14 protein-coding genes are annotated in these 20,324 nt (G+C 72.4%); 8 read left to right on the top strand and 6 right to left on the bottom strand.

Features of this window, described 5'->3' with window-relative positions:
• The first annotated feature begins 46 nt into the window (after nucleotides 1–46).
• The 8 genes from ACIRFL_RS40800 to ACIRFL_RS40765 all read left to right on the top strand — a co-directional run bounded on the left by ACIRFL_RS40800 (nucleotide 47) and on the right by ACIRFL_RS40765 (nucleotide 9,830).
• Nucleotides 47–856 carry an SDR family oxidoreductase gene (locus ACIRFL_RS40800; RefSeq protein ID WP_404039862.1) on the top strand — a complete coding sequence of 270 codons (810 nt, stop codon included), beginning with the start codon at nucleotides 47–49 and terminating at the stop codon, nucleotides 854–856.
• Nucleotides 857–998: 142 nt separating this feature from the next.
• On the top strand, nucleotides 999–2,150 hold the full coding sequence (locus ACIRFL_RS40795) for an acetyl-CoA C-acetyltransferase (protein ID WP_404039860.1): 1,152 nt from the start codon (nucleotides 999–1,001) through the stop codon (nucleotides 2,148–2,150).
• A 23-nt stretch (nucleotides 2,151–2,173) separates the two neighbouring features.
• Nucleotides 2,174–3,259 carry an NAD(P)H-dependent flavin oxidoreductase gene (locus ACIRFL_RS40790; protein WP_404039857.1) on the top strand — a complete coding sequence of 362 codons (1,086 nt, stop codon included), beginning with the start codon at nucleotides 2,174–2,176 and terminating at the stop codon, nucleotides 3,257–3,259.
• A gap of 50 nt (nucleotides 3,260–3,309) precedes the next feature.
• Nucleotides 3,310–4,074 carry an enoyl-CoA hydratase family protein gene (locus ACIRFL_RS40785; protein WP_404039854.1) on the top strand — a complete coding sequence of 255 codons (765 nt, stop codon included), beginning with the start codon at nucleotides 3,310–3,312 and terminating at the stop codon, nucleotides 4,072–4,074.
• A gap of 2 nt (nucleotides 4,075–4,076) precedes the next feature.
• The gene (locus tag ACIRFL_RS40780) at nucleotides 4,077–5,213 is read left to right on the top strand and encodes an acyl-CoA dehydrogenase family protein (protein WP_404039892.1); all 1,137 of its coding nucleotides are present in this window, start codon (nucleotides 4,077–4,079) and stop codon (nucleotides 5,211–5,213) included.
• 9 nt (nucleotides 5,214–5,222) lie between these two features.
• Entirely contained in the window at nucleotides 5,223–6,272 is a 1,050-nt protein-coding gene (locus ACIRFL_RS40775) for an acyl-CoA dehydrogenase family protein (protein WP_404039851.1), read from the top strand.
• Nucleotides 6,269–7,150, top strand: coding sequence for an SDR family oxidoreductase (locus ACIRFL_RS40770; protein WP_404039848.1), 882 nt, complete (start codon nucleotides 6,269–6,271; stop codon nucleotides 7,148–7,150). The genes ACIRFL_RS40775 and ACIRFL_RS40770 overlap by 4 nt, the downstream gene beginning before the upstream one ends.
• 256 nt (nucleotides 7,151–7,406) lie before the next feature.
• Entirely contained in the window at nucleotides 7,407–9,830 is a 2,424-nt protein-coding gene (locus tag ACIRFL_RS40765) for a lamin tail domain-containing protein (RefSeq protein WP_404039845.1), read from the top strand.
• A gap of 134 nt (nucleotides 9,831–9,964) precedes the next feature.
• On the opposite strand, the gene sbnA is transcribed toward ACIRFL_RS40765, so the two are convergent.
• From sbnA to ACIRFL_RS40735, 6 genes are all read right to left on the bottom strand, one after another.
• Nucleotides 9,965–10,990 carry a 2,3-diaminopropionate biosynthesis protein SbnA gene (sbnA, locus tag ACIRFL_RS40760; RefSeq protein WP_404039842.1) on the bottom strand — a complete coding sequence of 342 codons (1,026 nt, stop codon included), beginning with the start codon at nucleotides 10,988–10,990 and terminating at the stop codon, nucleotides 9,965–9,967.
• 37 nt (nucleotides 10,991–11,027) lie between these two features.
• Nucleotides 11,028–12,098, bottom strand: a complete 1,071-nt coding sequence (sbnB, locus tag ACIRFL_RS40755) for a 2,3-diaminopropionate biosynthesis protein SbnB (RefSeq protein ID WP_404039839.1) — start codon at nucleotides 12,096–12,098, stop codon at nucleotides 11,028–11,030.
• Nucleotides 12,095–13,099: a TauD/TfdA family dioxygenase gene (locus ACIRFL_RS40750; RefSeq protein WP_404039836.1), complete on the bottom strand. Its 1,005-nt coding sequence runs from the start codon at nucleotides 13,097–13,099 to the stop codon at nucleotides 12,095–12,097. Before ACIRFL_RS40750 ends, sbnB begins: the two co-directional genes overlap by 4 nt.
• A 42-nt stretch (nucleotides 13,100–13,141) precedes the next feature.
• Nucleotides 13,142–16,405: an amino acid adenylation domain-containing protein gene (locus ACIRFL_RS40745; RefSeq protein WP_404039834.1), complete on the bottom strand. Its 3,264-nt coding sequence runs from the start codon at nucleotides 16,403–16,405 to the stop codon at nucleotides 13,142–13,144.
• A gap of 13 nt (nucleotides 16,406–16,418) precedes the next feature.
• Nucleotides 16,419–19,034 (bottom strand): Pls/PosA family non-ribosomal peptide synthetase, encoded by a 2,616-nt coding sequence (locus ACIRFL_RS40740; RefSeq protein ID WP_404039831.1) that lies wholly within the window; start codon nucleotides 19,032–19,034, stop codon nucleotides 16,419–16,421.
• A 303-nt stretch (nucleotides 19,035–19,337) separates the two neighbouring features.
• Nucleotides 19,338–20,117 carry a D-Ala-D-Ala carboxypeptidase family metallohydrolase gene (locus ACIRFL_RS40735; RefSeq protein WP_404039829.1) on the bottom strand — a complete coding sequence of 260 codons (780 nt, stop codon included), beginning with the start codon at nucleotides 20,115–20,117 and terminating at the stop codon, nucleotides 19,338–19,340.
• Between the last annotated feature and the right edge of the window lie 207 nt (nucleotides 20,118–20,324).

The raw sequence follows: 20,324 nt of genomic DNA, 5'->3' as shown, positions 1-20,324 counted from the left end.
CACGGGCATTGACCAAACAAATGCTTGGTGGGGTACGGTGACCACCGTGGACCCGAACTGGAGCGGAGGCGGGCCGCCCGTGCCGGACTACGTGCCCGGGCACGGCCTGCTCACGGGCAAGACCGTGGTGGTCACCGCCGCGGCGGGCGCGGGCATCGGATCCGCGATGGTGCGCCGCTGTCTGGAGGAGGACGCGGGCGCCGTCGTACTGGGCGACGTGCACGAGCGCCGGCTCGCCGCGGCGCTGAGCCTGCTGGGCGAGGAGTTCGGCGGGGACCGGGTGGCCGCGGTGGTCTGCGACGTCACCGACGAGCGCCAGGTCGGCAGTCTGCTGGACGCGGCGGACGCGTTCGGCGGGGTCGACATCATGGTCAACAACGCCGGGTTGGGGGGCACCGGAAGCGTCCTCGACCTGAGCGACGCCGAGTGGTCACGGGTCCTGGACATCACCCTCACCGGTACCTTCCGGTGCGTCCGCGCGGCCGGCAACCGGATGGTCCGCGCGGGCCGGCGCGGTGTCATCGTCAACAACGCCTCGGTGGTGGGCTGGCGGGCCCAGGAGGGGCAGGCGCACTACGCGGCGGCCAAGGCCGGGGTGATGGCGCTCACCCGCTGCGCCGCGCTGGATCTGGCCGGGCACGGGATCCGGGTCAACGCGGTGTCCCCGAGCCTGGCCCTGCATCCGTTCCTGGCGAAGGTCACGACCGAGGAACTGCTCGACACGCTCACGGGCCGGGAGGCGTTCGGCCGGCCCGCCGAGCCCTGGGAGGTGGCCAACGTCATGGTGTTCCTGGCCAGCGACTACTCCTCGTACATGACCGGCGAGGTCGTGTCGGTCAGCAGCCGGCACCCCTGAACCGGTCCGCACACAAGGCCGGAACGCACAAGGCACACACGCACAAGGCAGGCACGCACAAGGCACGCGCACACACCGGTACGCGCCGGCCGGCGCGCACGAGCGGCACACCCGAACCGGCACGTCCGAGAAGGAGGCAACCGTGGCCGACGCCTATGTGGTCGACGCCGTCCGCACTCCCGTGGGACGCCGCGGCGGTGCCCTCGCCGGGCTGCACTCGGCGGACCTCGCGGCCCATGTCATCGGCGCGCTGCTGCGCCGCACGGGCGTCGACCCCGGCGCCGTCGACGACGTGATCCTGGGCTGCTGCGACACCGTCGGTTCCCAGGCCGGCGACATCGCGCGCACGGCGTGGCTGGTGGCCGGGCTGCCCGAGCACGTCCCGGGTGTGACGGTCGACCGGCAGTGCGGCTCCGGCCAGCAGGCGGTGCACTTCGCGGCGCAGGCGGTGATGTCGCTGACCTCCGACCTGATCGTGGCGGGCGGAGTGCAGAACATGTCCGCCATCCCGATATCGGCCGCCATGACGCTGGGCCGGCGCTACGGCTTCAGCACCCCGTTCGCCGAGTCGCCCGGCTGGCGCGCCCGCTACGGCGACCAGGAGGTGTCGCAGTTCCGTGCCGCCGAGCTGATCGCCGCACGATGGCGGCTGAGCCGCGAGGACATGGAGCGCTACGCCTGGCGCAGCCACCGGCGGGCGGTGCGCGCGATCGACGCGGGCCGGTTCAAGGCCGAGATCGAGCCGGTCGGCGACTTCGACACCGACGCATGCCCGCGGCGCGACACCTCGCCAAAGCTGATGGCCGCGCTGCCCCCGCTCGTCGAGGGCGGCCGGATCACCGCGGCGCTCGCCTCCCCGGTCTGCGACGCCGCATCGGTCCTGCTCATCGCCTCCGAACGGGCCCTCGCCGAACACGGGTTGACGCCGCGGGCGCGGATAAGGCACCTCTCGGTCCGCGGCGACGACCCGGTCCTGATGCTCACCGGCCCCATCCCGGCGACCCGGCACGCCCTGCGCAGGGCGGGGATGTCCATCGACGACATCGACCTGTTCGAGGTGAACGAGGCCTTCGCCCCGGTCGTCGCGGCCTGGATCGCCGAGACCGGCGCCGACCCGGACAAGGTGAACGTCAACGGCGGCGGTATCGCCCTCGGCCACCCCATCGGCGCCACCGGCGCCCGGCTCATGACCACGCTGCTGGGCGAACTGGAGCGCACCGGCGGGCGTTACGGCCTGCAGACCATGTGCGAGGGCGGCGGCCAGGCCAACGTGACCATCCTCGAACGGCTGTGACGACAGGTGACAAGGAGGCCGGTATGACCGCCGCCGTCCATCCCGCCCTGCACACCGCGCTGTGCGACCTCGTCGGCGTCCGCCACCCCATCGTGCAGACCGGCATGGGATATGTCTCCGGTCCGGAGCTGACGGCCGCCACGGCGGCGGCGGGCGGCCTCGGCATCCTGGCGGGTGCCACGCTCACCCTGGAGGAGACCCGCGCCGCCGTCCGCGCCGTGCGCGAACGCACCGACGCCCCGTTCGGCGTCAACTTCCGCGGTGACGCCGCCGACGTCGTCGAACGCGGCGAACTCCTGGTGCGCGAGGGCGTCAGGGTCGCCTCGTTCGCCCTCGCCCCCGACGAACGCGTCATCCGCCGGCTCAAGGAGGCTGGGCTGGTGGTCATCCCGACGGTCGGAGCCCGCCGGCACGCCGAGAAGGTGCAGGCGTGGGGCGTGGACGCGGTGGTCGTCCAGGGCCACGAAGGAGGCGGCCACACCGGGGCGGTGCCCACCTCGATCCTGCTCCCGCAGGTGGTGGACGCCGTCGGCATCCCGGTGATCGCCGCCGGCGGCTTCCGGGACGGCCGGGGCCTGGTCGCCGCGCTCGCCCAGGGCGCAGTCGGCATCGCGATGGGCACCCGCTTCCTGCTGACCAGCGACAGCACCGTCCGGGACACGGTGAAGGCCGAGTATCTGCGCCGCGGGGTCACCGACACCGTGGTCACCTCGGCGCTGGACGGCGTCCCGCAGCGCGTGCTGCGCACCGAGCCGGTGGAGCGGCTGCTCGACGAGGGGGCGGTGTCCCGGCTGGCGCGGTCCGTGCGGCACGCCGTCGCCTTCCGCCGGATGTCCGGGCTGACCTGGACCGCCCTGGTGCGCGAGGGCCTGGCGATGCGGCGCCGCCACCATGACCTCGGCTGGTCGCAGGTCCTGATGGCGGCGAACACGCCCATGTTGCTGCGCGCGAGCATGGTCGACGGGCGCACCGACGTCGGCACCCTCGCCTCGGGACAGGTCGCGGGCGTCATCGAGGACCTGCCGAGCTGTGCGGAGCTGATCGAGGGGATCGTCGCCGAGGCGGACGCCGTCCTCACCCGGCTCACCGCCGCCCCGGCACGCCGGTGAGCTGGCCCGCCGGGCCGGCCCGGCCGACCGCCGTCACATCGGGAGGACGCATGGGCACGGACATCGTCAGGGCCGTCGTCGACGGCCGCGGCATCGCCGAGCTGGTCGTCGACCGGCCGCCGGTCAACGCCCTGCCGGTGGCGGGCTGGTACCGGCTGGCCCGGGAGCTGGACCGGCTCGGCGACGACCCTGAGGTGCGGGTCGTGGTGCTGCGCGCCGAGGGCCGCGGCTTCAACGCCGGGGTCGACATCAGACAGCTCCAGGCCGACCCCGGCGAGACCGCGCTGATCGGGGTCAACCGGGGCTGCTTCGCCGCGTTCGCCGCGGTCTACGACTGCCCGGTCCCGGTCGTCACGGCGGTGCACGGCTTCTGCCTGGGCGGCGGCGTCGGCCTGGTGGGCAACGCGGACGTCGTGGTGGCCGCGCAGGACGCCTACTTCGGGCTGCCCGAGGTGGACCGGGGGGCGCTCGGCGCCGCCACCCATCTGTCCCGGCTGGTGCCGGCGCACCGGGCCAGGGCCATGATGTACACCTGCGCCACCGCGACGGCCGCCGAACTGCACGCGTTCGGTTCGGTGCTGGACGTCGTACCGAAGGCGCGGCTGCGGGAGCGGGCGCTGGAGGTCGCGGCCGAGATCGCCGCGAAGGACCCGGTGGTGATCCGCGCCGCGAAGCAGGCCCTGAACGGCATCGACCTGTGGGACGTCCGGCGCAGCTACCGCTACGAGCAGGGTTTCACCTTCGAGTTGGGGCTCGGCGGCGCCGCCCGCCGGGTCCGTGACACCTTCGGCCGCGGCCGGGACGGGCAGGCGTGAGCATGGACCTGACCTGGAGTGCCGAGGAGGAGGCGTTCCGCGCCGAGGCGCGCGCCTGGCTCGCCGCGCACGTGCCGCGGAAGCCGCTGTCCTCCGGTGACACCCGTGAGGGGTTCGCCGCCCATCTGGAGTGGGAACGCGCGCTGTTCGAGGCCCGCTGGGCGGTGGTGTCCTGGCCCGCGCAGTACGGCGGCCGGGACGCCTCGGTGTGGCAGTGGCTGATCTTCGAGGAGGAGTACTACCGGGCCGGGGCGCCCTCCCGGGTCACCCAGAACGGCATCTTCCTGCTCGCCCCGGCCCTGTTCGAGTTCGGCACGCCCGAGCAGCAGCGGCGGATCCTGCCGCGGATGGCCGCCGCCCGTGACCTGTGGGCGCAGGGGTGGTCGGAGCCGGACGCCGGCAGCGATCTGGCCGGGCTGCGCAGCCGGGCGGTCCGCGACGCCGCGGCGGGCGGGTGGCGGCTCACGGGCCAGAAGACATGGACCACCCGAGGGGCGTTCTGCACCCATCTGTTCGGTCTGTTCCGCACCGATCCCCGGGCCGAGCGGCATCGTGGGCTGACCTACTTCCTCGTCCCTTTGGACGCGCCCGGTGTCACCGTGCGGGGCTTTGAACGCCTCGACGGCGACGAGGGCTTCGCCGAGGTGTTCCTGGACGACGTCTTCGTCCCCGACGCCGATGTGCTCGGCGGCGTCGGGCAGGGCTGGTCGGTCGCCATGGCCACCACCGGTGCCGAGCGCGGGCTGACGCTGCGCTCCCCCGGCCGCTATCTCGACGCGGCCCGGCGGCTGCTGGAGCTGGCCCGGGCCCGGCCCGGCGGCCCGGGCCCGCACCGGGACCGGGTGGCGCAGTCCTGGATGGAGGCGGAGGCGTACCGGCTGTTCACGCTGGAGCAGGTCACCTCGGCCGTCGAGGGGCGGCAGGCGGGCGCGGAGTCGAGCCTGAACAAGCTGTACTGGTCGGAACTGGACATCCGGCTGCACGAGACGGCCATGGACCTGCTGGGTCCGGAGGCCGAGGCGGACGGCGCCTGGAGCCGGGGCTTCCTGTTCGCGCTGGCCGGTCCGATCTACGCCGGGACCAACGAGATCCAGCGCACCATCGTCGCCGAGCGGCTGCTCGGCCTGCCCAGGAGGTGACCGGAGCCGATGCGCTTCGCCGTGGCGGAACGGGACGCGGTACTGGCCGCGGCGGTCGGCGAGGTGCTGGCCAAGCGGTGCGGGCCCGAGCTGATCAGGGCCGGCTGGCCCGGTGGCCGCGTCGCACAGGTGGACGCCCTGTGGCGGACCCTCGCGGAGGTCGGCGTGCCGGCCGCTCTGGTCCCCGAGGCGGCGGGCGGTCTCGGCCTCGACGAGAACGCGCTTGCGCCGCTGATGGAAACGCTCGGCCGGGCCGGGCCGCCGGTGCCCGCGGCCGAGACCGTGGCCGTCGGCGCCCCGCTGCTCGCCGCCGCGGGCGCGCCGCAGCTCGCCGCCGTGCTGGCCGGCTCGTCCCTGGTCGCCGTGGCCCGTCAGGAGGGCGCCCCGGTGCCGTTCGCCGCCCGCGCCGCGTTGATCGTGGTGCCCGTGGGTGACGGGCTGCGGCTGTACGAGCGCGGCGAGGTGCGCGCCGAGCCGGTCGCCTCGGTGGACGGCTCGCGCGCGGCGGCCCGGGTGTCGGCGCCGGCCGGCGGCGGGCTGCTGCTGGCCGAGGGGCCGAAGGCGCGGGCCGCGGCGTGCAGGCGCGGGGTGCTGGCCACCTCCGCGCTGCTGGTCGGGCTCGGTGCGCGGATGCTCGAACTGACCGTGGCCCATGTCCGCGAGCGCCGTCAGTTCGGCGTGCCGGTGGGCTCGTTCCAGGCGGTCAAGCACGCGCTGGCGGACGCGGAGGTCGCGCTGCGCTTCGCCCGTCCCGCGGTGCTCGCGGCCGGCTGGGCGCAGGCGGCCGGCGACGCCGAGGCCGCGGTGCGCACCTCGATGGCCAAGGTCCTCGCCTCGGACGCGGCACGGCTTGCGGCCCGTACGGCGCTCCAGTGCCACGGGGCCATCGGCTACACCACGCAGTACCCGCTCCATCTGTACACGAAGCGGGCCTGGGCGCTGGCCGCCGACTGGGGCGGCCCGGCGTACCACCGCGAACTCGTCGCCCGCCGGCTGGGGTTGGCCGGGCCGGGCGGGCACGGGAGCGGGACGGATCTCGGCGAAGGGATGCTCGCGTGACCGGAATCTGTCAGGACCGGGTGGTCGTCGTCACCGGAGCGGGTCGGGGTCTGGGCCGCGAGCACGCGCTGGCGCTGGCCGCCGAGGGCGCCCTGGTCGTGGTCAACGACCTCGGCGAGGCGGCGCACGGGGTGGCCGAGGAGATCGTGGCGGGCGGCGGAACGGCCGTCGCCGACCTGGGCGACGTCAGCGACTGGGCCTATGCGAGGTCGCTGGTGGAGCGGGCCGTCGCCGCCTTCGGCACGCTCGACGCGCTGGTGAACAACGCGGGCGTCAACCGTGACCGGATGCTGGTGTCCATGTCCGAGGCGGACTGGGACGTGGTGCTGAAGGTGGACCTCAAGGGTCATGCGGCACCGCTGAGGCATGCGGTGGCGTACTGGCGCGAGCGCAGCAAGCAGGGCCGGCCGGTCGCCGCGCGGATCGTCAACACCAGTTCCGGCGCGGGTCTGATGGGCAGCGTCGGCCAGGGCAACTACGGTGCCGCGAAGGCGGGCATCGCCGCGCTCACCGTGATCGCGGCCGCCGAGACGGCCCGGTACGGGGTGACCGTCAACGCCATCGCGCCGTCGGCCCGTACCCCGATGACCGAGGCGGTCGCGGCCTTCGCGGACCGGATGCGCGCGCCGGACTCCGGCTTCGACGCCATGCACCCCGGCAATGTCTCCCCTCTTGTGGTGTGGCTGGCGTCGGCGGACTCGGGCGATGTGACGGGGCGTGTCTTCGAGGCCGAGGGCGGGACGATCGGGGTCGCCGACGGCTGGCGGCACGGCCCACGGGCGGTCCGGGAGCGGCGGTGGCGCCCGGCGGAGGTCGGTGCCGCGGTGCGCGACCTGCTCGCCGACGCGCCCGCTCCGGCCCCGGTGTACGGCGCCTGACCGCCGCGCCGCCGTACCCGGCGCACGGCCCGCGACCGGTATGAACGGCCCGTTTCGGTACGAACGTGTCGCGGAGGCGAAGCGGAGGGCACTCACGTTACGTCCGGTGAACGGTTGGGGAAACGCTCGATACTTGAGCCGCGCAACACCTTGTTACCGGCTATCTACGCGCGTATCTTTCCAGCCGACGCACAAGCCTTCTGCCACCTCCCACGGTTCAGTCGCGTCGTCCCGACTCCTGCACGAAAGAGCCCACGTGTCTGCACACATACCGCTGAGCCTGCGCGGCAGAGGCGCCAAGGCCGGCCTCATCGCCCTTCCCCTCGGCATCGCCGGATCGCTGATCGCCCTTCCCCTGACCGCCCAGGCGGCCCCCTCGCCCGACGCCGTCATCTCCGAGGTCTACGGCGGCGGTGGCAACTCCGGGGCGTCCCTCACCAACGACTTCATCGAGCTGGGCAACGCCGGTGGCGCGCCGTTCGACCTGAGCGGCTGGTCCGTGCAGTACCTCAGCGGCTCGCCCACCGCCAGCACCAAGTGGCAGGTCACCCCGCTGGACGGGGCCATCCCCGCGGGCGGCAACTACCTGGTCCAGGAGGCCAAGGGCTCGGCGGGCGACACCGCCCTGCCGACGCCGGACGCCACCGGGACCATCGCCATGTCGGCGACCAGCGGCACCGTCGCGCTGGTCCACTCGACCACCGCGCTCACCTGCCTGACCGCCGCGGACTGCGCGGCCGACGGCACCGTGAAGGACCTGGCCGGCTTCGGCACCGCCGTGGTCCGCGAGGGCAGCCCCGCCACCGGCGCGGGCAACACCACCTCCGTCGCGCGCGCCGCCTCGCTCGCCGACACGGACGACAACGCGGCCGACTTCACCGGCGGCACCCCGAGCCCCCGCAACGCGGCCGGCACCGGTGGCAGCGGCGACCCGTCGCCGACGCCGTCGCCCACGGACACCGCCCCGGGCCCGCTGCGCATCCATGACATCCAGGGCAGCACCCGGATCTCGCCGCAGAGCGGCAAGACCGTCACCCATGTGCCCGGCGTGGTGACCGGTGTGCGCAGCACCGGCTCGAAGGGTTACTGGATCCAGGACCCCGAGCCGGACCAGAACCCCGCCACCAGCGAGGGCATCTTCGTCTTCACGGGCTCCGCCACCCCGCTCGTCAAGGTCGGCGACTCGGTGCTGGTGTCCGGCAAGGTGAGCGAGTACTACCCCGGCGGCCTGAGCGGCGGCGCCCAGTCCGTCACCGAACTGACCGGCCCGACCGCGGCCGTGCTCTCCACCGGCAACAAGCTGCCGGCGGCGGAGGCCGTCGACGCGCAGACGCTGCCCGACGCGTACGCGCCGCAGGCCGACGGGGGCCGCATCGACTCCCTGGAGCTGAAGCCCGACACCTACGCGCTGGACTGGCTGGAGTCCCGCGAGGGCATGCTGGTGCAGATCGGCGACTCCCGGGTGGTGGGCGCCTCCAACTCGTACAACGAGACGTGGATCACCACCAAGCCCCGGCAGAACCCGACCCCGCGCGGCGGCACGATCTACAAGGGCTACGACAGCCCCAACTCGGGCCGTCTGCTGATCACCCCGCTGACCGGTGACAAGCTGCACGCGAACGTCGGCGACACGCTCACCGGCAGCACCGCGGGCCCCGTGGACTACTCCAACTACGGCGGCTACAACGTCCAGGCGACGCAGGTCGGCACGGTCACCTCCGGCGGCCTCACGCCGGACGTGGCGAAGAAGGGCAAGTCGAACGAGCTGTCCGTCGCCACGTACAACGTCGAGAACCTGGACCCGACGGACCCGCAGAGCAAGTTCGACCGGCTCGCCGAGGGCGTCGTCAAGAACCTGGCCTCCCCGGACATCGTGAGCCTGGAGGAGATCCAGGACGACAACGGTCCCAAGGACGACGGCACGGTCACGGCCGACAAGACGATGACCCAGTTCATCGAGGCCATCAAGGCGGCCGGCGGCCCGGCGTACGACTGGCGCTCCGTCGACCCGGTCAACGACCAGGACGGCGGCGAGCCGGGCGGCAACATCCGCAACGTGTTCCTGTTCAACCCGAAGCGCGTCACCTTCGTCGACCGGCCGGGCGGCGACTCCACCACCGCCGTCGAGGCCGTCCGCGACGGCAAGAAGGGCGTCAGGCTCTCCGCCTCGCCGGGCAGGATCAACCCCGCCTCCGGCGCGTGGAAGAGCAGCCGCAAGCCGCTGGTCGGCGAGTTCGTCTTCCGCGGTGAGCAGATCTTCGTGATCGGCAACCACTTCAACTCCAAGGGCGGCGACCAGCCGGTGCACGGCACCATCCAGCCGCCGGTGCTCGGCTCCGAGACCCAGCGCGTCGCCCAGGCGACGGAGGTCAACACCTTCGTGCGCGATCTGCTCGCCAAGGACAAGAAGGCGAAGATCGTCGTCCTCGGTGACATGAACGACTACCAGTTCTCCAAGCCGCTGGCCACGCTGACCGCCGGCGGGGTCCTGGAGGACCTGATCAACACGCTGCCGGTGAACGAGCGCTACAGCTACGTGTACGACGGCAACTCGCAGACCCTGGACCACATCCTGGTCTCGCCCGCCGTCAAGAAGCCGGACTACGAGGTCGTCCGCATCAACGCCGAGTTCTCCGACCAGAGCAGCGACCACGACCCGCAGGTGGTCCGCATCAAGTAGCGGCCCCAGGCCGCACGGTCGCCCTTCCCACGTGTGTGGCGCGCACCCCAACAGGTGCGCGCCACACGCGCTTTGTCACGTGGTCGGCGGCCTTGTGAGACGCGGCCCGGGCAACAGGACCGGTCCCGTGCCGGTTACGGCCGCTGCCGCCGCTCCGGTGTGGGTGGCAGCGGCTTGGTCCGCCGGGCACCCGCGGCCACCTGCTCGGCGTCGAGTATCTGGTCGCCGTACAGGTCCTGGAGCCAGTTGGTCTGGTAGATGGTGTCCAGGTAGCGCTCGCCGAGGTCCGGGGCGATGGCCACCGCGGTCAGGTCCGACGTGCCGTGCGCGTCCAGCCAGTCCGTCGCGCCGCTGACCACCGTGCCGGTGGAGCCGCCGAACAGGAAGCCGCGTCTGGCCAGCCGGTGGCACATGCGGATGGTGTCCGCCTCCTCCACCCAGATGACCTCGTCCACTAGGGACTCGTCGAGCAGCGGCGGACGCATGCTCATGCCCAGGCCGGGGATCATCCGGCGGCCGGGCTTGCCGCCGAAGGCCACCGAGCCCGCGCTGTCCACCGCGACGATCCGCACCGGCCGGTGCCAGTGGCGGAAGTAGCGGGCGCAGCCCATCAGCGTTCCGGTGGTGCCGGCGCCGATGAACAGCACGTCGAGCCGCGGGAACTGACGGGCTATCTCCGGCCCCGTGCGGTGGTAGTGCGCCCGCCAGTTGCCCGGGTTGGTGTACTGGCTGAGCCACACGTACCGGTCGTCGGATGCGCACAGCGCCCGGACGTAGTCGATCCGGGCGCCGAGGAAGCCGCCGTTGGCGTCGGTGTCGGCGATGACGTGCACCTCGCTGCCCAGCGCCTCCATCAGGAGCCGGGTGGAGAGGTTGCAGCGGGAGTCCGTCACGCACAGGAACCGGTAACCCTTGCTGGCGGCGATGATGCTGAGCGCCACGCCGAGGTTTCCCGACGAGGACTCGACCAGGGTCGAGTCCGGCATCAGGACTCCGTCGCGCTCGGCGGCCTCCACCATCTCCACCGCGGCCTTCAACTTGATCGAGCCCGCGAAGTTGAAGCCCTCGCACTTCAGGTAGAGGGAACGCCCGAGTGTCGGCTGCAGATCGACGTAGAGCTGGCCTTCGTTGAAGGCGTGGGGAGCGGATATGACGGGCACGGTGGGCCTCCTGGTGCCAGGGCTGAGGGACAGGGCGTCAGCCGTACCGGCGCAGGTCGTGGAAGAAGTCGTCGATGAGGCGGAGATCACCCGCCCGGGCTGCTTCGTCGTAGACGTACTTGCCGACGGCGAGGTCGAGGACGCCGAGTCCGAACGGCGAGAAGATCACCGTGCGGTCGGCCGGCGGGAGGACCCGCTTGCACATGACGTCGTCGAGGGTGCCGTTCAGGAAGTCACGGTTGCCGGTGAGCTGTTCGGCCAGGTGCGGGGAGGTGTCCGCCTTCAGGCAGTGCTCCACGTCGTCGACGAAGTTCGCGGCGCCGAGCAGGATCTCCGGGGCGAGGTCGCGCAGGGAGACATGCAGGACGAGCGGGTGGTGCGCGAACAGTCCCTGGTCGCTGACGTGCGGGGTGCCGGCCACGGTGGCGAAGACCACCAGGTCGCTGGAGCGGATCAGGTCCTCGGCACTGTCGTGCACGGTGACCTCCGCGGTGGCGCCGGAGTTCCGCAGATAGCCGCAGAACCCGGCGGTGCTGTCGGCGGACACGTCGTGCACGCCGATCCTCTCGAAGGTCCAGCCGGTGCCCGCGAGGAAGGTGTGGATGTAGCGCGCGATCAGCCCGGTGCCGAAGAACCCGATGCGGGTGGGGCGGGACCGGTTGCGGCTGAGCCAGTCGGCCGCCAGCGCGGCCGAGGCCGCCGTCCTGGTCGCGCTGATGATGGAGCTCTCCAGGCAGGCGAACGGGTAGCCGGTGGCGTGGTCGTTGAGGATGAGGACCGCGGAGGCCCGGGGCAGCCCCGACGTCACGTTCTCCGGGAAGCTGGAGATCCACTTCAGGCCGTCGACCTGCGCGGGCCCGCCGACCGAGGCCGGCAGCGCGATGATGCGCGCCGAGGGGCGGTCCGGGAAGCGCAGGAAGTAGGACGGCGGGTTGACCGTGTTCCCGGCGCCGTGCAACCGGTAGGTGTCCTCGACCAGTTCCACGATCTCCCGCTCGCGCCCGGCGAGGGCCTGCTGCACCTGCGCTCCGGAGATCACCGCGAAGCTCGGCACCGGTGCCGCCTGGGCGGTGGCCGGCCGGGTGGCGGTGGACAGGACGTTCGTCATCGCGTGCTCGCCTCCGGGGTCGGGACGCAGTCGGCCAGCCGCCGGGGCTCGGCCATGGAGACCAGCACCTGGCGTTCGCCGGTGTACGGCTCCCTGCTGTGCGCGGTGCGTATGTTGTCCACGAGCAGCACGTCGCCGGCCTGCCAGGGCTCGCGCCGGGTGAGCCTGTCGTAGGCGGTGTTGAGCTGCTGGACGACGTCCTCGCCGATCGGGCTGCCGTCGCCGTAGCGGGTGTTGAACGGCAGTCCGTCGGCGCCGTACTCGTCCACCAGGTACTCGCGCACCTCGGGTGCGAGCGTCCACTCGTTGAGGAAGGCGATCTGGTTGAACCAGCAGCGCCGTCCGGTGACCGGGTGGCGGACCACGGCGCTGCGCAGCTGCCGGGTGTGCAGGGAGCCGTCGGGCTGCCAGGTGAAGTCGATGGCGTGGGCGCGGCAGTAGCGTTCGACGGCGGCGCGGTCCTCGGTGCCGAAGGACTCCGCGAGGGAGGCGCCGATCTCGTCGTTGTAGCTGCGGGTGAGCAGCCAGCCCTCGCGTTCGAAGCGTTCGCTGAGCGCCGTGGGCAGCGCCTGGAGCACGTGTTCCGCGTCGGCCACCGCGGTCGCCCCGCCGTCGCCGGGGGGTATCAGGCAGGCGAAGAGCATCAGGCCGGGGACCTCCAGCGTGTAGCTCAGCTCGTGGTGCATGCACATCGGCTGGTTGGCGGGCCAGGTGGACGAGGAGTACAGGCCCGGGCTGTACGTCTCCCGGGGGGCGAAGGCCTCCCGCTCGGTCATGAGACCGCCGGCCAGGCCCGTGAAGACGGCGCCGACCTGCTCCGGTGTGCGCGGTCCGAGGCCGCGCACGAGCAGCGCGCCGTGCTCGGCGACCTGCGCGCGCAGCGCGTCGCGGTGCTCGGCCGCCCAGCTCGGGGCGTCGCCGGCCGGGTCGACGTGCAGCAGCGGGGGACGGTCCGGCGCCAGCTCCACGTCGAGCGGTGGTGCCTGAGGAGAGGACGTCATCTCGGTTTCCTTTCGGTTGCCCCGGTGGGGGCGCTGGAGGGCTCAGGAAGAGGCCAGTGGTGCGGTGGCACCGAGCACGGCCCGGGCCGCTTCGACCGGGCGGGTCCGCAGGAAGTAGTGGCCGCCGTCGGCGAGTTCGTGCGGCTCCACCCGTTCGGCCAGTGGCTGCCAGGCCCGGTGGCGGTCAGGATCGCCGGCCGTGCTCGGGTCGTCGGCGGCCATGACCACGGTCACCGGCGCGGTCAGCTTCTCGGCGGGCGGGGCTTCCAGTGCGTCGGCGAGGTAGTGGTGCGCGCTCACGCAGTCGTGCCGGTAGGCGGCGCCGACGCGTTCGGCGTGCCGGGTGTTCAGCTCGGCGAGTTCGGGGTAGCCGCTGTCCTCGGCCAGCCGCGCGGCGATCTCGGCGTCGCTGCGCCCCGTCAGTTCGCCGGCGGCGGCGCGCCGTTCGGCGGGGGTGCCGGGCAGCTGTGCCGCGAGGAAGACCCGGGCGACCCGCACGCCGCGGTCCTGGAGCAGCCTGGCCGTGGCCAGGGCCGCCGCGGCGCCCGAGGAGTGGCCCCACAGCATGACCCGGCTCAGGCCGCGTGCGGTGATCTCGGCGGCCACCCGCTCCGCCACCCGGGCGAGCGGCGCGAACGGCTCGTCGGGGGCGGCGAGGTCGTGGCCGGGCAACTCCACGGCGTACACCGCGCATCCGGTGTCCGCGAGCGCGCTCGCCAGCGGCCGGTAGTTGACCGCGTTGCCGCCCGCGTACGGGAAGCAGATCAGGGCGCACGCCGCGGCGCCGCCCGTCTCCGTCAGCGGCTGGAGGAGTTCGGCGGACTGCCGGGCGGTGCCGTCGAGCAGCGCCGCGAGGTCCGCGAGCACCGGGTGCCGGGTGATGTCCTTGAGGGAGACCGCGCGGTCCAGGGCGATGGTGAGCTTCACGGCCGTCAGGGAGGTGCCGCCGGAGTCGAAGAAGTGGTCACGGCGGCCGATCTGCGACTCGGGTACGCCGAGCAGTTCCGCCCAGGCACCCGCCAGTTTGCGCTCGGTCGGGGTGAGCGGGGCGCGGTCGCGCGGCGGTGCGGTGTCCTCCTCGGCGGGCGGCGCCGTCTGTTCGGCCAGCGCGGTCAGCGCCTTCCTGTCGATCTTGCCGTTGGCGGTCAGCGGGAGGGCGTCCTGCCAGTGGAAGGCCGAGGGGACCATGTAGGCGGGCAGGTGGGCGGCCAGCGCCTCGCGCAGTTCGTCCGTGGGCAGGTGCCGGCCCGTGTAGAAGGCGATCAGGTGCTTGCTGTGGCCGGCGCGTTCGGCGACGACGACCGCACCGTCGCGCACGCCGTCCACCCGCAGCAGGGTGTTCTCGATCTCGCCGATCTCGATGCGGAAACCGCGGATCTTGACCTGGCTGTCCCGGCGGCCCAGGAACTCCAGCTTTCCGCCGGGGTGCCAGCGGCCCCAGTCCCCCGCAAGGTAGAGCCGCTCGCCCGGCCGGTACGGGTCCTCGCGGTACGCCTCGGCGGTCCGCTCGGGGTCGTTGACGTAGCCACGCCCCACGCAGACGCCGGAGAACGCGATCAGGCCCGGGGCGCCCAGCGGCACCAGGGACAGCTGCTCGTCGACGACGTAGACCCGGACGTTGTTGATCGCGCGGCCGAGCAGCACCCGCTCGGGCACCTTGTCCATGATCTCGTGGTTGGTGTCGTCTGAGGTCTCGGTGAGCCCGTAGGCGTTGACCAGCTTGATGCGCGGCCGGCAGGCGAACCAGCGCTGGACCAGCTCCCGCTTCAGCGCCTCGCCGGTCACCGACACACAGCGCAGGTCCGGCAGTTCGCGGGGGTGCTGCTCCAGGTAGGAGACCACGACCTCCAGATAGGAGGGCACGACCTGCACCACGCCGACCCGGCCCTCGACGAGCGTGTCGAGGAACCGTTCCACGTCCACGACGACGTCCTGGCCCACCAGCAGCGTCCGGCCGCCGACCAGCAGCGCCGACACCAGTTGCCACAGCGAGATGTCGAAGCACTGGGGGGCGGTCTGGGCGACCACACGGCCCTCGGTGATCCCCAGGTCGTCGATCTTGGCGTAGAGGTGGTTGAGCATGCCCGCGTGCTCGCACATCGCGCCCTTCGGCTCGCCGGTGGAGCCGGAGGTGAAGTAGATGTAGGCCAGTTGGCCGGGCGAGACGGGCACCCCGACGTCACCGTCGGCGTGTCCCTCCTGGTACGCATCCTCGATCAGTACCTTCTCCGCGTCCGGGAGGCCGGTGAGTGCCTGGTCCAGGGTGTCGGTGCTGCCGGACTCGGTCAGCACCAGCCGGCAGCCGGCACGCGACAACGTTGCCAGGATGCGTCCCGCGGGGAAGTGCGGTTCTATCGGCAGATAGACGCCGCCGGCCTTGAACACCGCCAGCACCGAGGCCAGCCAGTCGAGGTTGCGCTCGGTGACCACGGCGACCACGCCCTCGCGGGTCAGCCCGCGGGCAAGCAGTGCCCGCGCCAGCCGGTTCGCGCGGGCGTTCAGCTCGCCGTACGTCCAGGACCGGTCGCCGCACACCGCCGCGACCGCGTCCGGATGGGCCCGCGCGCGCCGCTCGAACAGTTCGTGCGCCCGCGCCTGCGGCAGCACCCGGCCGGGCCCGGCCAGTCCTTCGAGTTGCTGGTGCACCTCGTCGGCCGACACCAGGCTCTGCTCGGCGTGCCGGGCGTTCACGTCGGCCGCCATCAGGCGCAGCGCGGCCAGGTGGTAGCCGCCGATCCGGGACGCGTACCCGGCGTCGAGCGCCTGGGTGCGGTAGCGCAGCCGCAGCACCAGCCGGCCGCCACGCTCGGACCAGCCGAGCCACAGCACGGCGTCGTCCACCAGGCCCCCGTCGGTCCCGGCCGGGTCGAACACGACCTCGTACGACGGCCCGGCCACCCGCATCTGTCGCCACAGCCCGTCGACCGGGAACTCCCGGTGGGCCAGCAGTTCGGACTCGGCGTGCTGCGCGGCGGCCACCAGGGCGCGCCAGGAGGTGGGCGCGACGGTCAGCCGGCACGGCAGCGGCGCGCGCCGCGGCCCGGCGACATAGCCGGTCACCACGTCCTGCTCGGCGGAGAGGGCGGCGAGCACCTTGGCGTGCGCGGCGAGCAGCACCGCGCTCAGCGGCACGTTCAGTTCGCGTGCCAGCGCGCGGACCTGCGCCGCCAGGTCGTCCGGTGCCGCCGTCTCGTACGCGGCCACTCCCGCCACGGGCTCGCCGACCCAGCGCGGCACGACGGTGCAGCCGCCGGCGCTCAGCACACGGCTCCAGTACTCCCGGTCCGTTTCCACGTGCGCTCCCATCGAATGACCTTCCTCAACTCACCGTCGCGGTAGCGCCGTTGACCGGCGACATTGCCGTTGTCCGGGCCGCCGTCGGCGCGCCGGGGCCCAGGGAGGGTTCGGGGGCGACCGGCAGATCGGCGGCGGGGTTCCCGCCCCACTGCGCGTGGGCGGGGACTTCCTCGCCCTTCATGAGGAACGAGTCGGGCGCCAGGACCGCGCCGTCGCCCATGGTCACGCCGTAGTGCACATGGGCGGAGACGCCGAGCGTGCAGCCGTCGCCGAGCGTCGAGCGGTCGGACTTGAACGTGCCGTCCTCCTGCGAGTGGCACTGGATCTTGGTCCCGGCGTTCAGGGTGCAGCCGTCGCCGATGGCGGCGAGCGTCCGCTCCGTGATGAAGCAGCCGTCGTCGAAGACCGCGCGGCCCACGCGGACGCCGAGCATCCGCCACACCAGGGTCTTGAAGGGCGTCCCGTTGAAGATCTCGAGGTACTGGTCCGGCACCTTCCACAGGCGTTCGTGCCACCAGAAGTACGGGTCGTAGATGGAGCACAGCCGCGGTTGCAGCGGGCGGAACCGGGTGATGACGCGCTCCGCCAGCACGTAGTGGAGCGTGGTGAGGGCGAGGCTTACGGCCAGGTATCCGGCGATCACCACGTGTCCGGCGGCGCCGTACAGGTCGACGGCGGCCAGACCGATGACCGTGAGCAGGTAGGCGTGCAGCCAGCGGACGCCCATCATCAGGGCCATCGTGCCGAGGTTGTGGCGGTTCTTCGCGGCGAGCAGGCGCCGTTGGGTCTCGCCGGACCTCAAGTGGTCGAACCTGGTGTCCCGTTCCACCGACCGGGGGATCTCGAAGCACGGGGAGCCGAGCAGGCCCACGCCCTCGCGTATCTCGCCGTCGAGGGGCACCATCACCTTCGTCGCGAGCAGGCAGTTCTCGCCCGTCCGGCCGCCGGCGGGGTAGGCGATGTTGTTGCCGAGGAAGTTGCGCGACCCGATGGACGCCCTCGCCACCCGGAAGGAGGTACTGGAGTATTCGGCGTTCAGCACGGACAGCCCGTCGGCCACCATCGTGCCGCTGCCGATGGAGACGAGGAACGGCGTCTCGTGCTGGAACTCGGAGCCGAAGTTCGAGCCGGTCTGCTCCACCTGGTTGAGGTTGTATCCGATCCCGCGCAGGTAGTGCACGACGTAGGAGCTGTCGCCGAAGAGCCAGGCGAAGAACTTGACGTTCGTCATGCGGGCGATCGCCCGGTGCACCACGTAGTGGAATCCGTAGAGCGGGTAGACGCGGCCGGGTTCGATGAGCAGGTTCAGCAGCCGGGGCACGGCGTACAGCACCACAAGGCCCACCGCCGTGAGGCCGAAGAACAGGACGAGGGACAGCAGGAGCGCGTCGGTGAACAGGGCCGCCGAGGAGAGCCCGGTGGTGTCCGTCGTCAGCCGGTCGCCGATCGCCGGCACACCGGTGAACAGCAGGTAGGTGCCGCCCATGAACACCGGCAGGTAGAAGAGGTACAGCTGGAGCAGGGCGCCGATGCCGAACCAGGCCCGGCGCAGTGCGCCGCAGGGGGCCGGCGGGACGCGCAGGTAGTCGGTCTCGGTGGGCTGGGCCGGTGAGCCGTGCCAGCGTGCGCCGTCGGGGATGTGCTGGCCGCGGTAGAGGGCGGAGGCGTGACCGAGCTGCGCCCCGTCACCCATCGAGGTGTCGATGTCCAGCACGGTCTTCTCGCCGACGAAGGCGTCGCGGCCGAGGGTGACCCGGCCGGTCTGGATGCGTCCGGCGTGCGCCCGGTAGCACTGGAGGTAGGCGTCCTTGCGGATCACCGCGCCGTCGCCGATCGTCAGCAGATCGGTGCAGACCGGGACGGAGTGCGAGAGGATCGTGACGCCCTTGCCGACGCGCGCGCCGAGCGCCCGCAGATAGAGCACGTACAGCGGGTTGCCGATGAACAGGACCATCGGGTTGGCGTGCAGCAGTACCTTGACGAGCCAGAGCCGCAGATAGGCAAGGCCCCAGACGGGGAACTCCGCGGGCTTCCAGCGGCCGACGAGCAGCCATTTGGCGACGACAGGGAACAGACACATTCCCGTGAAGCCTGCGCCGCCGAAGAGCAGCGACCGCAGATAGACGTCGGCGAGGCCGGAGCCGGCGGCGACCCACTCGAAGCCCCGGGCGGTGACAAGCCCGGCGGCGAACGAGTAGCCGAGGAAGATGAGGAGTTGGGCAGTGCCGCACAGGACGTGTCGCGCCCTGGGGAGCGCGGGCGGCCGAGCCGGCGGGCCCGCGGACGCCGTCGGTGCCGGGGCGGCCGGCCGGGGTCCGGCCGGGTCGGGCGTGGTCTGCGCAAGCGCCGCCGCGAGGCTCCGGATCGTCGGGCTGCGGTAGATGTCCTTCATGGACGGGGACGGCAGGTCCGTACGCTTTCTGAGCCGTGCGCAGAACTGTGCCATGACCAGCGAGTTGGCGCCGAGGTCGGCGAAGAAGTGCCCGTCGACTGCGACGCGTTCGGATTTCAGTACGTCGGCGAGGACTTCGGCGAGTCCTCGCTCGGTTTCGGTACTCGCCGGGCTCGCGCCGGTGCCACCGGCTGCGGGTGCTTCGTCCGGCCCGGATATGTAGACGTCGGCGGACTGCTCCACCATCGACCTCCTGGAGGACGTTTGCCTGCGCACTTTCCTGATCACGAACCGCTCTGCCAGTTTCGGTCGGCCACCGTCTGGCTGCCACTTAGCCCGCGGCCCACGACGACCCGGCAACCCGCGCCAACCTTGTGTTTCCTGGCGACCCGGGCCGCCGGGGGCGGGGCGTAGATCACCCGGATGGCGGGCTGTTCACACCCGGCCGGAACCGGTGATCACCGGCCCGGAGCCTTTGCGAGAGGCAACGCAAACGGCGCCGGCCCGCCCCGTGGGGGGCGGGCCGGCGCCGGCGGTCGGCGGGCGGGGTCACACCACGCCGCTCTCCCACCACCACGACCCCGAGCCGTACGAGGGGTACTGGACGCGGCTGTCGACGTGCTGCCAGGAGTGGGTGTACGCCTCCAGGCCGGAGAACCCGCAGGTCTCGGCGATCCGGTACACCTGGAGCGTGGTGTGGCCCGTGACGACGATGTCGGCGGCGACGCCGTACACGTGCATGCTGTTGGACGCGCCGCCCACGGAGGCGTTGTGCGCGACGCTGCGGAAGCCGGAGTTGATGGTGATGGCGCTGTTCCCGGCCTTCTTGCGCACCGCTTCCAGCTTGTACATCAGCCGCCGCACGTTCTCCTTGACCTGTGCGGCGCCCACCTTGCCGTTGCTGAAGCCCGAGCCGTCCTTGGACTGGAACTCGCTCCATTCGAAGTGGGCCGTGGAGCCGTCGGCGCTCTCCAGGCTGTTGAGCACGCTCTGGGTCTGCGGTCCGACGACGCCGTCGGCACTCAGGCCGTAGGCGGACTGGAAGCGTCTGACCGCGCCGTCGGTGGCGGAGCCGAACGCCCCGTCCCAGGCGAGGTACGTCTGCTGGGCGCCGGCGGCGGCCCAGCCGCCGACGCGGATCTGCAGTTCGGTCACGTCGGCGCCGGACAGGCCCTGTTGGAGGGTGCGGCTCCAGCCGTAGGCGAAGGCCGGGCCCGCCGTGCCGATTCCGGCGACCGTCGCGATGCCCGCCGCCGCGGTCATGCCCGCCGCGCCGCGCAGCAGGGTGCGCCGGTCGAGGGCCCGGCCGGTGGTTCGTCGCGTGTCCATGAAGATCTCCTCTGCTGGGTTCCGGGGAACGGGGAGCTTCGACTGCTGTGCCGGTGGGGCTGGTTGACGCGCTTGACGTGCTCCCTGGCCTAAAGTCCAGGGATTCCGGCCCGGGTCGTCTGACCCTTCCGGGGGCTTCCTGCTTCACCGCGCTGTGCGGGCACGTGTGCCCGTCTTACCGGCGCTCCACAGGCGTTTGGCGTCTCC

The organism is Streptomyces sp. NPDC102462 (genome assembly GCF_044765425.1).
Lineage (GTDB): Bacteria > Actinomycetota > Actinomycetes > Streptomycetales > Streptomycetaceae > Streptomyces.
Note: the sequence above shows the minus strand (reverse complement) of the source record. Positions and strands in the feature narration are given on the sequence as shown.

Bases quoted from the DNA above. Each gene is read 5' to 3' on its own strand.
- ACIRFL_RS40750 (WP_404039836.1), bottom strand. From the start codon at position 13,099: ATGACGTCCTCTCCTCAGGCACCACCGCTCGACGTGGAGCTGGCGCCG.
- ACIRFL_RS40780 (WP_404039892.1), top strand. From the start codon at position 4,077: ATGGACCTGACCTGGAGTGCCGAGGAGGAGGCGTTCCGCGCCGAGGCG.
- ACIRFL_RS40745 (WP_404039834.1), bottom strand. From the start codon at position 16,405: ATGGGAGCGCACGTGGAAACGGACCGGGAGTACTGGAGCCGTGTGCTG.
- ACIRFL_RS40790 (WP_404039857.1), top strand. From the start codon at position 2,174: ATGACCGCCGCCGTCCATCCCGCCCTGCACACCGCGCTGTGCGACCTC.
- ACIRFL_RS40775 (WP_404039851.1), top strand. From the start codon at position 5,223: ATGCGCTTCGCCGTGGCGGAACGGGACGCGGTACTGGCCGCGGCGGTC.
- ACIRFL_RS40735 (WP_404039829.1), bottom strand. From the start codon at position 20,117: ATGGACACGCGACGAACCACCGGCCGGGCCCTCGACCGGCGCACCCTG.
- ACIRFL_RS40740 (WP_404039831.1), bottom strand. From the start codon at position 19,034: ATGGTGGAGCAGTCCGCCGACGTCTACATATCCGGGCCGGACGAAGCA.
- ACIRFL_RS40785 (WP_404039854.1), top strand. From the start codon at position 3,310: ATGGGCACGGACATCGTCAGGGCCGTCGTCGACGGCCGCGGCATCGCC.
- sbnB (WP_404039839.1), bottom strand. From the start codon at position 12,098: ATGACGAACGTCCTGTCCACCGCCACCCGGCCGGCCACCGCCCAGGCG.